The following is an 11,682-nucleotide window of genomic DNA, read 5'->3' as shown; positions in this document are numbered from 1 at the left end:
ATTCATAATTATGTTATACTTCATGAAAGAACAAGGTCATGAAAAAGGAGAGAAACCGTCCATGTTATATGCCGCATTTTTGCCAATCGTGAATCAAGAGCTGAATGCTCAAGTAAGACCTGCGCATCTTACGTATATCAATGATTTGTACAAGCAGGGAAAAGTGTTTATGGCAGGACCTTTCACAGACAAGCTCGGGGGATTGGTTATTTACAAAGCAGATTCTCTGGAAGAAGCTCGTAAATTGGCGGAGGCTGACCCAGTTGTCGTGGAAGGCGCACGGACGTTAGAGTTGCGTGAATGGAGTCCGTTGGAATTTCCTTTGTCCTAAATGGCTGTCGTAAGAATGAGAAGTGGAAGTCGGAGGCATACTTAGCGAAGAAATCCGAATAAAGGAGGGAACAGCCTTGAAACGTATTCCACTCGTTTTGACAGCGGCTGTACTCGCATTCTCGCTAAGTGCCTGTGGCGGAAATCAGCAAACACAGCCGCCAGCCAATCAACCAGCAACAGAGGCTCCGGCTACAGAAACTCCGCCAACCACGGCACCATCCGGCAGCTATGATGCAGCAACTGCAGAAACCATGTACAAAAATACCTGTTCAGGCTGCCACGGACAGACATTGGAAGGGGCAGTTGGACCGAACTTGCAAAAGATCGGCAGCCAGTTGAACAAGGACGAGATCATGGGCATTTTGGAAAAAGGAAAGGGATCAATGCCTCCGGGTCTCGTCACCGGAAAAGATGCAGAAAACATTGCTGCATGGTTAGCGGATAAAAAGTAAACAGGGCAACAAACCAGCGCTTGAGCAATCGGGCGCTTTTTTCTTTGGCCGCAAAAAAGTTTTTCTGTTGTATTCTGAATGGATTTTTATTATTATTCATGTATAAAAATACAGGATAGAATAAAGGGGAGAGAGCATGGTTCGGGTCGGGATTGTTGGAGCAACGGGTTATGGTGGCGCGGAGTTGATCCGTCTTTTGGCTGGGCATCCGCATGTTGAGATTGCCAATTTATATTCAAGTTCATCAGAAGGGGAGAGCTTGGAGAAATCGTTTCCACATGCAGCTGGACTCGGGTTGCCCACATTGTCACCAATTGATGCAGACAGCATGAGCGGTGTGAACGATTTGATCTTCCTTGCTACACCTGCGGGAGTAAGTAGCACGCTGTCTCCGCAGCTGGTCGAAAAAGGCGTGAAGGTCATTGATTTATCTGGGGATTTTCGTCTAGAAAACGGTGCGGTCTACAAAACGTGGTACAAACATGAGCCGGCCCCGTCCCAATGGGTAGAAGCGGCTGTTTACGGTTTAACCGAGTGGAATCAAGAGCAAGTAGCGGGTGCCAGTCTTATAGCGAATCCAGGGTGTTATCCCACTGCTACACTCCTCGCCTTGCTCCCGCTGGTAAAGACAGGCTGGGTACAGCCTAACAGTTGGATCGTCGATGCCAAATCAGGTGTGTCCGGCGCTGGACGTGGAGTATCGCTGGGAGTTCATTACAGCGAGATTAATGAAAGCATCCATGCTTATAAAGTTGCGAGTCATCAGCATACACCAGAGATTGAACAAGAGCTGCAAAAACAGAGCGGGGAAGAGACGCTTGTTCAATTTACGCCGCATTTGGTGCCGATGACCCGAGGGATTTTAGTCACGGCCTACGGACAACTAACAACTGACGTCACACAATCACAAATCCAGGAGCTATATGAAGCTGCTTATGCGGATAAGCCTTTTGTGCGTGTACGTCCTGCAGGCAGTCATCCACGTACCAAAGAAGTTTACGGCTCCAATTACTGCGATATCGCCATCCATGTTGATCAGCGCACGAAGCGTGTCATCTTGCTGTCGGTAATCGATAACATGATGAAAGGCGCCGCCGGTCAAGCTGTACAAAACATGAATGTCATGTTTGATTTGCCTGAGAAAACGGGCTTGCCGCTCGTACCTGTATACCCGTAGAGGAGGAAAGCAGATGCAAGGAATTGTTGTGATCAAATGTGGCGGAAGCACCATGGATCAGCTGCCTGACTCTTTCTTTCAGGCAATTGCCGGACTGCAGGCGCAAGGACAAGAGATCGTCATCGTCCATGGGGGCGGACCTGCCATTAACAGTATGCTCGATCGAGTTCAGATCACTCCGCAATTTGTCGATGGGCTTCGTGTTACCTGCGAGGACACGCTGCGCATTGTAGAGATGGTCTTATGCGGCAGTATCAACAAGACGCTGGTAAAAAGGCTGATACAGGCAGGAGCCAAGGCTTGGGGAGTAAGTGGAATCGATGGTCAGACCTTTTTGGCAACAAAAACGATGAAGCCACTCGGGTGGGTAGGAGAAATAAAGAAGGCTGATACGACCATTCCGAAAGCGATTCTTGAGCAGGGATACGCCCCGGTGATTGCTCCTCTTTCCGTTAATGAAGATGGCACAGAGACATATAACGTCAATGCGGATGTAGCCGCAGGAGCGATTGCAGCAGCACTTAGCGCCGAAAAACTGATCATGGTGACAGATGTTCCGGGCATCATGCAGCCACAGACAGACGGCACCAAGGCAGTAGTGCCAGCAACAAGTGCAGAAGAGATACAGGAAATGATTCGGGCAGGGATTATTACTGGCGGAATGATTCCGAAGGTTCAGGCAGCTATCGATGCTCTCGGACAGGGTGTGGAGCAGGTTGTCATCTGTCAGGGAACCGCTGAAGATCTGCTCGGTGTTTGTGCGGGGCAGGCAGTTGGGACAACAGTCCGTATGAATATACTCAATGAGGAGGGAAATGAATATGCATACAACAACAGCGCCTGTGCATCTCATGAATAACTATGCGAGATGGCCAATCAGTTTGGTAAAAGGACAAGGAAATCAGGTGTGGGATGATCAAGGCAAGCAATATCTCGATTTTACCTCAGGAATTGCCGTGACCTCGTTAGGGCATGTCCCGCCAAAATTAACGGCAAAGCTGCACGAACAGCTCGATACGTTGTGGCATTGCTCGAATCTGGTGCATGTGCCTCAGCAAGAGATTTTGGCGGAAAAGCTGAGCCGTTTGTCTGGACTGGATCAGGCTTTTTTCTGCAACAGTGGGGCAGAGGCGAATGAAGGCTTGATCAAGCTCGCCCGCCGCTATGCACAAAAAATAAAAGGGACCGACCGTTACGAAATCATCAGCTTTGAACAGTCTTTTCATGGACGGACATTGGCTACCCTGACGGCTACTGGACAGGAAAAGGTGAAGGACGGCTTCGCACCATTGCCGCAGGGATTTGTCACCGTTCCTTACAACGACCTTGATGCGGTCAAGTCAGCCATTACAGACAAGACGTGCGCGATCATGCTGGAGCTGGTTCAGGGAGAAGGCGGCGTACATCCGGCAGAAGAGGCGTGGGTGAAGGCGCTGCGTGAATTGTGCGATGCGCACGGATTGCTCCTGTTGATTGATGAGATACAGACCGGGATTGGCCGCACGGGTACATGGTTTGCCTTCCAGCACTATGACGTGAAGCCAGATGCGATTTCATTGGCAAAAGGCTTAGGAAGTGGTTTCCCGATCGGAGCGGTAGTTGCGACCAAAGAAGTAGCAGCAGCGTTTGCTCCAGGTACGCATGGTACTACTTTTGGCGGGAATCCATTGGCAGCAACTGCTGGAATCGCGACTCTTGCGACGATGGAAGAGGAGCAGATTTTGGAGCGGGTAGCCCATATCCATGACGTATTGATCAAAGAGCTGGAGAAGCTCAAGGCAGAGCATCCAGACAAAGTGGTTACGGTTCGGGGAAAAGGACTGCTTCTCGGTGTAGAACTTACGATTCCTGCAGGTGAGCCGGTCGCGTATGCACGGGAAAAAGGAGTCATTATGCTGATGGCTGGCCCGCAAGTAGTGAGACTCTTGCCTTCTTTTGTGACGACCGACGATGAAGTAAAGCAAGCCATTACCGTATTAAGCGAGGCGCTGTCGCAGGTTTAGATAAAAAAAGCAAAGAATGCAACGGGTGGAAGTGATCAAAAAACTCGTTGCATTTTTATAATTCCGAATGTATATTAATACAAAAGGTTGCATAAATTTTCGGTAAGAGCGATCAGTCCGGTGCCTATTGGAGAGGAGTTGCTTTATAGATGGATAGAGAGAATCAATCGTTAGGAACAGGATATTTAACGCTGGAGAGCGGCGAGGTTTTTACAGGGAAGCTGTATGGCGCCCCCATTAACGGATTCGGAGAAGTGGTTTTTCATACAGGAATGACGGGATACCAAGAGGTGATGACAGACCCTTCTTTTGCAGGGCAAATCGTTACCTTCACATATCCCTTGATCGGAAACTACGGGATCAACGAAAAGGATTATGAGGCAGCCAAGCCAGCGTTGACAGGGATGATTGTCAGCGAGCTATGCATGGAGCCAAGCCATTACGAATCAAACATGACTTTGGCTCAAGCGGCAGAAGCATTTGGATTCCCGATTCTTGCGGGGATCGATACGCGAACGATTACCAAGCGCGTCCGTCAAGACGGTACCGTATTCGGTGTCATTTCCGATCAGCCTATGCAGGTAGAGGAAGTGGTGTCCCTGCGCTACAAGCACGCCAAGAAATCATTAGTTGCCAACGTATCCAGACAACAAGTGGAGCGTTATCCGGGAACAGGCGAACATGTCGTCTTGATTGACCTCGGCATGAAGCAATCGATTTTGGATGCACTTCTCCAGCAGGGCTGCCGTGTTACGGTCGTTCCTTTTGATACGAGTTTTGCCCAAATCAATGCTCTCGCACCAGACGGCTTGTTATTTTCCAATGGGCCTGGCGATCCAGAGCACTTGCTTGCGTATTGCAGCGAATGGCGCAAAGCCGTGGAGCAGTACCCGACATTGGGCATTTGTTTAGGACATCAAGTATTGGCGCTAATGTACGGCGGCAAGACAGAGAAGCTTGCATACGGTCACCGCGGCAGCAATCATCCGGTCAAGGATATGATGACTGGCAAAGTATATATGAGCTCACAAAATCATGGGTACGTGGTCAAGGAAGAGTCTCTGGATAAACGCCAGTTAACGGTTTCCTATCGCAATGTCAATGACGGTTCAGTCGAAGGATTACGCCATGTCAGTCTGCCTGTTTTTAGTGTGCAGTTCCATCCGGAAGCACATCCAGGCCCAAGTGATACATCCCACATTTTCCACCAATTCTTGCAGTCGATGCGCGTAGTAGGAGCGAAGAGATATGCCTAAATTGCCACACATTCATAAAGTATTGGTCATCGGTTCTGGTCCGATCGTCATCGGGCAGGCAGCGGAATTTGATTATGCAGGTGCACAGGCTTGCCTTTCCCTGAAAGAAGCGGGCGTGCAGGTCGTGCTGGTGAATAACAATCCGGCTACGATCATGACAGATGAACAAGTAGCGGACAAAGTGTATTTGGAGCCGCTCACGGTGGAATCCGTGACAGCTATTATCGCAAAAGAGCGTCCCGATGGCCTCTTGCCTACGTTAGGCGGCCAAACGGGACTTAATCTTGCTGTTTCTCTAGCAGAAGCGGGCGTGTTGGAAAAGTACAGTGTGCAGTTGTTGGGTACGCCGCTGGCTGCCATTCAAAACGGGGAAGACCGTGAGCTGTTCAAGCAATTGATGCAGCAAATCGGAGAGCCTGTTCCAGAGAGCGATACAGTCGAATCTGTAGAATCAGCCATCGAGTTTGCGAACGCTATCGGCTATCCAGTGATTGTCCGTCCTGCTTATACACTCGGAGGAGCAGGTGGCGGGATCGCAGCGGATGAAGCGTCATTGCGAAAGGTTGCAGCAGGTGGCATTGCAGCTAGTCCAATCGGTCAGGTGCTGATTGAGCGGAGTGTAAAAGGCTGGAAAGAGATCGAGTACGAGGTTATGCGTGATGCTAATGATACCTGCATCATCGTGTGCAATATGGAAAATTTGGACCCGGTAGGGATTCATACGGGAGACAGCATTGTCGTCGCGCCATCTCAGACACTGACAGATCGTCAGTACCAAATGCTGCGCAGCGTATCTACGAAAGTGATTCGTTCGCTTGGGGTAGTAGGTGGTTGCAATATTCAATTTGCGCTTGATCCGAATTCCGATCGGTATGTGCTGATCGAGGTAAATCCTCGTGTCAGCCGTTCCAGTGCGTTGGCTTCCAAAGCAACAGGCTATCCAATCGCGCGGATCGCCGCCAAGCTCGCACTAGGCTACGGATTGGATGAGGTACTCAATCCAATCACGGGCTATACGTACGCTAGCTTTGAACCAGCGTTAGACTACATCGTTGTCAAAATCCCGCGCTTCCCGTTTGACAAATTCCCGCTGGCAGACCGCAAGCTGGGGACGCAAATGAAAGCGACTGGCGAGGTCATGTCGATCGCCCGCAATCTGGAAGCAGGACTATTGAAGGCAGTTCGTTCTCTGGAACAGGGATGCACACATTTGACTCGACCAGAGCTGGCATCCTGGACGCGTGAGGAGCTTGCACATTCCCTACAGGAAGCGACTGATATCAGACTGTTCGTTTTTGCTGAGGCGATCCGCAAAGGCTTTACAGAAAGTGAGCTGCACAATCTGACTGGTGTCGATCCGTTTTTCTTGCGGAGCTTGCGTAAAATCGTGGACTTGGAAGTAGAGCTGTCTTGCCACGATAGCAAAACACTGACCTCAGAGCTGTTGTTGGAAGCAAAGCGTCGCGGGTTTGCCGATGAAACGATCGCTTCACTGGTTGGTGCTACACCTGCTGAAATCAAATCACTTCGCCAAGAATCGGGCATTACGCCTTCTTATAAAATTGTGGATACTTGTGCGGCAGAATTTGATGCCCAAACTCCTTACTACTATTCGGATTGGCAAGGAGTAGATGAGGTAGAGTCACTGGCTGGCCGCAAAGTACTGGTACTTGGCTCAGGTCCCATTCGCATTGGGCAGGGAATCGAGTTTGACTACTGCTCCGTGCATGCAGCCAAAGCGCTTCAGGCAAGCGGTATTGCCGCTGTCGTTGTGAACAACAACCCAGAGACGGTCAGCACTGATTATGAAACAGCCGACCATCTTTATTTTGAACCGCTTCACGTAGAAGATGTCCTGCATATCGCAGAACGCGAACAGGTAGAGGGCGTCATGGTTCAATTCGGCGGTCAAACCGCGATCAATTTGGCAGCCAAGCTGGAGCAGGCGGGTCTGAAAGTAATGGGTACGTCGCTTGCAGCCATCGAACGCGCGGAGGACCGCGAGCTGTTCTACACCATGCTGCGAAAGCTGGACATTCCGCATATCCCCGGTAAAGGAGTATCGTCTTTGGAGGATGCGACCGCGATAGCGGAGGAAATCGGCTTCCCTGTTTTGATGCGACCTTCGTACGTCATCGGAGGGCAAGGTATGGTAGTAGTCCACAATATCGACGAGCTGCAGGCTACCATTCAAGACTGGTTGAACCATCCGAACATGAGCATGTTCTTTCCGCTCCTCGTGGATAAATACGTTCCAGGTAAGGAAGCAGAAGTAGATGCGGTATGTGACGGACAATCTGTCATCATCCCTGGAATTTTCCAGCATGTGGAGAGAGCGGGCATCCACTCAGGCGACAGTGTAGCCTTGTTCCCGGCTCCACATCTGACGGATGACATCAAGCATAAAATCGCGAGCTATACAGAAGCAATCGCGGGAGAAATGGAAGCCGTCGGGTTAATCAATATTCAGTTTGTCATTGATGGCGAAACGGTTTATGTACTGGAGGTAAATCCTCGTGCTTCACGGACCGTACCGATTACGAGCAAGGTGACTGGCATCCCGATGGTTCAATTGGCGGTCCGCGCACAATTGGGTGAAAAGCTGTCGGAGATGGGCTATGGTACAGGGCTTTTGCCAGAGATTCCGTTTGCAGTCGTCAAGGCACCGGTTTTCTCCACGATCAAGCTGAATGGCGTAGATCCGGTACTAGGTCCAGAAATGAAATCGACGGGCGAAGTTCTCGGCTTGGGGCATTCTTTCGAAGAGGCAGCAGGCAAGGCCTTTGCTTTCAAGGATAATTTGTACGGCGACTGGCAAAAAGGACAGTTGGTCATGATTTCTTTGGCAGATGGAGATAAGCAGGACGGCGTAAGAGAATCAATCGGACAAATGCAAGCAGACGGTGCCAATCTGGCGGCGACTCCGGGAACGGCCGAATGGCTGAAAAACGAAGGAATTGTCGTGAAGCATATCGTGGCAGATGAAGCGGCGTGGATCGACCTGTTGCAAGAGGAAGAAGCGGCCTTCGCACTTGTTACTGCAACGAAAGGAAATCGTCACGGCCGGACGGGATTTGCCCTGCGAAGCCGGATGGTACAACAAGGTGTGCCATTGTTCTCCGCTGTCGATACGTTCGAGTTATACGTGAAGTCTATTATGAAGAAAAGAGGTGGCTCGCATGCAGCCAGTGAAGATATTGGAACACTTTCAAAACTTGCCGTTACAAAAGCATAAAGGAAAAGATTTCTTGCGCGTCGATGAATTCAACGGGGAGGAATTAATGGAGCTGCTCCATCTGTCTGCTCACGTCAAGCAATTGCAAAAGCTGGGACAGCCATTCCAGCCTTTGCAAGGCAAGACGTTGGGGATGATCTTTGACAAGGCTTCTACCCGCACGCGCGTCTCCTTTGAAGTAGGGATGCATCAGTTGGGTGGCCTGGGGATGTTCATGAGCGGAAAAGAGCTGCAGCTCGGACGCGGGGAGCCGATCAGCGACACAGCGAAAGTTCTCTCGCGGTACGTAGATGCGATCATGATTCGGACCTTTTCCCACTCTTATGTAGAAGAGCTTGCTCTGCACGCGTCGATCCCCATTATCAATGGCTTGACCGATCTGTACCACCCTTGTCAGGCTTTGGCTGATCTGCTGACGATCTGGGAGCATAAAGGCAAGTTGAAAGGAGTCAAGCTCGCCTATGTAGGAGACGGCAACAACGTGGCGAACTCACTGGTGCTGGGCGCAGCTCTGCTAGGCCTGGATGTGCGGGTGGCGACTCCGGTAGGCTACGAAATGGATGCAGCGATTGTCGCAAAAGCTACAGGGTACGCAAAACAAAGCGGTGGAAAAATGATGGTGACCACTGACCCGATAGAGGCTGTCATGGGGGCAGATGCTGTATACACGGACGTTTGGACTAGTATGGGTTTTGAAGAAGAAAATGAGGTGAGATTGAAAGCATTTGCCGACTATCAAGTGAACGAAAAATTGGTAGCAGCGGCAGCTCGTGATTATCTCTTCTTGCACTGCTTGCCAGCACATCGTGGTGAAGAAGTGACAACTGGGGTTATCGACGGATCGCGCTCTGTCATTTTTGATCAGGCTGAAAATAGATTGCACGCGCAAAAAGCGATTTTGGCGGCGCTGGTGTGAACATAGTTCTAGTTAAATAGAACTAGTTGTAATTAAATCGAATAGACTATGAATCTATGATTGCCGAATTTTGTCACTTATGTGTAAAATAAAGGTAGGAAAGAAGCGAAGAAGTACGGACTGTATCTGGTCGCTTGGTCCGTATGGAGCCAGTAGCGAATCCGCCCTTTTCCGAAATGGAAAAGGAAAGGGGAGCAGGGGCTGTACTTGGTCGCTTGGCCTCTGCATCACGGACAGTAGCGAAGCCAGCTTTCTCCACTATGCCTAAAGGGGGGAAAAGAAAATGAAAAAATGGTTCGCGGCAATTATGATGGTGGTAGCAATCGTAGCAGCTACTTCTGCAAACTACAACATTGGGTAATATGGGATGCAAATAAAACACCGCTTGTAACAAGAGTGGTGTTTTTCTCTAATATTTCGGAGGAATACCTTTATGCTACTTGATGTGATTGGTTTATCGTTTGTAGTTGCTCTATTAAGAGGTGGAAGGATTAAAGAGTTTCCGAAATTTCATAAACTCTCTCTTCTCTTTATTAGCATAGCCCTACAAGCTTTTTCGGCGCTCTATCCTCCGGCAGGGGGGATATTCGTATCGATCTCCTATGCATTCATTCTAGCCTTTCTCATGTTTAATCGCCAATTTGAGGACATGCGTATCTTCATGATGGGCTGGTTTTTAAATGCGTTGGCTATTTGGACAAACAATGGAAGAATGCCGATTGATTTGGAACAGGCGAAAAAATTGCCTTACGATCTTACTCCGGTTATCAATGGGACGAATTTTAAGCATAGCGTTTTGACTGAGAGTACAAATTTGCCGTTTTTAACAGATGTCATCTACATGCCTTCGATTATTCCAAGGGTAATCAGCATAGGCGATATTTTTATTATGCTGGGTGCATTTTTATTAGTACAACGCTTAATGAATAAGCCAATCTCACTATTACAACTCCGAGAAGGAAAAAACTATGCAACGAAAAGTTGAGTTTGGATCAACAATGAAAAAAATAGTGGTGACTTGGATTTTTCCACTAGCGGCGTTAGTGATTTTTTATGATTCGTTGTCTGACTGGGAGCCAAGAGAGCATTGGGGAGTTTTGTTTGCGTATACATTACTCACCATCTTTTCTACGTTCGCTCCCATACGGACGTTGAACACCATATTGACACTAAACAATGCAGTTATTTTTTCCGGTATTCTCCTCTTTGGAGCTTGGGTAGGTGTTTGGTCGGCCGTTGTTGAAACGTTGATACTGGCGTTTCTAATCAGGTCCAACCCGGTAAAAGCTATGGCGAATATTGGCCAGCTGGTGTTAACTATTTGGTTTGTCGGTCTCTTCAAAAACTCTATAGATCATGTACCAGCTTCCACGATGTTAATGGATTTACTCTTAGCTGTATCGTACTGGTTTATCAATATAGTCCTATGTGGGTTAGGGATTTCTTACTTTTTTAAGACGAATTGTTTTACAACGGTTCAGAAAATGGCAAAAGGAACAACGCTCACATACCTTTTGCTAATGGTAATGGCGGGAATCGGATCTCGACTGTTTGAGACTTATGGACTATACACATTAGTTCCCATGATGGCTGCTTTTATCACGATGAGTTTTGTGTTCCATCAATATTACGACAGTATGAATAAACTCCAACAAAAAGTAGAAGAAGTCAAAACATTCAACCATAAGTTTTTGACTGCCATGGCAGCTTCTATTGATGCGCGAGATCGTTACACGAGTGGCCATTCCCAGCGAGTGGCACACTGGGGAAGAGAAATTGCCAAGGATATTGGTCTGTCTGCTACAAAAGTAGAAGAAATTTATGTTGGCGGTCTTTTGCACGACATTGGAAAAATCGGAATCGAAGACGAAATTCTCAATAAAAAAGGAAAGCTCACTCCAGAAGAGTATGACAAGATCAAGCAGCATACCGTCATTGGCTACGAAATCATTTTGCAAGCAGGGATGTTCAATGAATTGCTTCCTGCGATCCGCTCCCATCATGAGCGTATAGATGGAAGGGGATATCCGGATGGTTTAGCTGGGGATGAGATTCCGCTGATGGCGAGAATTTTAGCCATTTCAGACGCTTTTGATGCGATGGTTGCGGACAGGCCCTATCGAAAAGGTTTGCCTGTGGAGGAAGCGCTTCAAGAAATCAAGCGGGGCTCCGGTACCCAATTTGATCCGATATTGGCGGAGCATTTTATCAGAATCGTTCACCGACTGCCGTGCGAAGAGTTGCAGAGCATTATTGGAATAGAGTCCATCCCACAAAAACAGTTACAGGAGGCAATCAGATGAGCTGCCC

Annotated in this window: 10 protein-coding genes; all 10 read left to right on the top strand. The window is 48.7% G+C overall.

The window, feature by feature from the left end; genetic code table 11:
• The first annotated feature begins 61 nt into the window (after nucleotides 1-61).
• The 10 genes from C7R91_RS06970 (at nucleotide 62) to C7R91_RS06925 (ending at nucleotide 11,675) form a co-directional block, all read left to right on the top strand.
• On the top strand, nucleotides 62-331 hold the full coding sequence (locus C7R91_RS06970; protein WP_047069739.1) for a YciI family protein: 270 nt from the start codon (nucleotides 62-64) through the stop codon (nucleotides 329-331).
• Between the two features lie 76 nt (nucleotides 332-407).
• A complete protein-coding gene (gene cccB / locus C7R91_RS06965; protein ID WP_047069738.1) occupies nucleotides 408-785 on the top strand; it encodes a cytochrome c551 in 378 nt (125 codons plus the stop codon).
• Nucleotides 786-921: 136 nt separating this feature from the next.
• Nucleotides 922-1,962 carry an N-acetyl-gamma-glutamyl-phosphate reductase gene (gene argC, locus C7R91_RS06960; protein ID WP_047069737.1) on the top strand — a complete coding sequence of 347 codons (1,041 nt, stop codon included), beginning with the start codon at nucleotides 922-924 and terminating at the stop codon, nucleotides 1,960-1,962.
• Nucleotides 1,963-1,975: 13 nt separating this feature from the next.
• On the top strand, nucleotides 1,976-2,821 hold the full coding sequence (argB, locus tag C7R91_RS06955; RefSeq protein WP_047069736.1) for an acetylglutamate kinase: 846 nt from the start codon (nucleotides 1,976-1,978) through the stop codon (nucleotides 2,819-2,821).
• The gene (locus C7R91_RS06950; RefSeq protein ID WP_047069735.1) at nucleotides 2,784-3,965 is read left to right on the top strand and encodes an aspartate aminotransferase family protein; all 1,182 of its coding nucleotides are present in this window, start codon (nucleotides 2,784-2,786) and stop codon (nucleotides 3,963-3,965) included. Before argB ends, C7R91_RS06950 begins: the two co-directional genes overlap by 38 nt.
• A 149-nt stretch (nucleotides 3,966-4,114) precedes the next feature.
• Nucleotides 4,115-5,221 (top strand): carbamoyl phosphate synthase small subunit, encoded by a 1,107-nt coding sequence (locus C7R91_RS06945; protein WP_047069734.1) that lies wholly within the window; start codon nucleotides 4,115-4,117, stop codon nucleotides 5,219-5,221.
• Nucleotides 5,214-8,456 carry a carbamoyl-phosphate synthase (glutamine-hydrolyzing) large subunit gene (gene carB, locus C7R91_RS06940; RefSeq protein ID WP_047069733.1) on the top strand — a complete coding sequence of 1,081 codons (3,243 nt, stop codon included), beginning with the start codon at nucleotides 5,214-5,216 and terminating at the stop codon, nucleotides 8,454-8,456. The genes C7R91_RS06945 and carB overlap by 8 nt, the downstream gene beginning before the upstream one ends.
• A complete protein-coding gene (gene argF / locus C7R91_RS06935) occupies nucleotides 8,401-9,372 on the top strand; it encodes an ornithine carbamoyltransferase (protein WP_047069732.1) in 972 nt (323 codons plus the stop codon). The genes carB and argF overlap by 56 nt, the downstream gene beginning before the upstream one ends.
• A 433-nt stretch (nucleotides 9,373-9,805) precedes the next feature.
• A complete protein-coding gene (locus C7R91_RS06930) occupies nucleotides 9,806-10,357 on the top strand; it encodes a DUF5317 domain-containing protein (RefSeq protein ID WP_047069731.1) in 552 nt (183 codons plus the stop codon).
• On the top strand, nucleotides 10,341-11,675 hold the full coding sequence (locus C7R91_RS06925) for an HD-GYP domain-containing protein (protein ID WP_047069730.1): 1,335 nt from the start codon (nucleotides 10,341-10,343) through the stop codon (nucleotides 11,673-11,675). Before C7R91_RS06930 ends, C7R91_RS06925 begins: the two co-directional genes overlap by 17 nt.
• Nucleotides 11,676-11,682: the final 7 nt, after the last annotated feature.

This window comes from Brevibacillus formosus (genome assembly GCF_003013405.1).
Taxonomy (GTDB): domain Bacteria; phylum Bacillota; class Bacilli; order Brevibacillales; family Brevibacillaceae; genus Brevibacillus; species Brevibacillus formosus.
The sequence above is the reverse complement of the archived record's forward strand: the minus strand, read 5'-3'. Positions and strand labels throughout refer to the sequence as shown.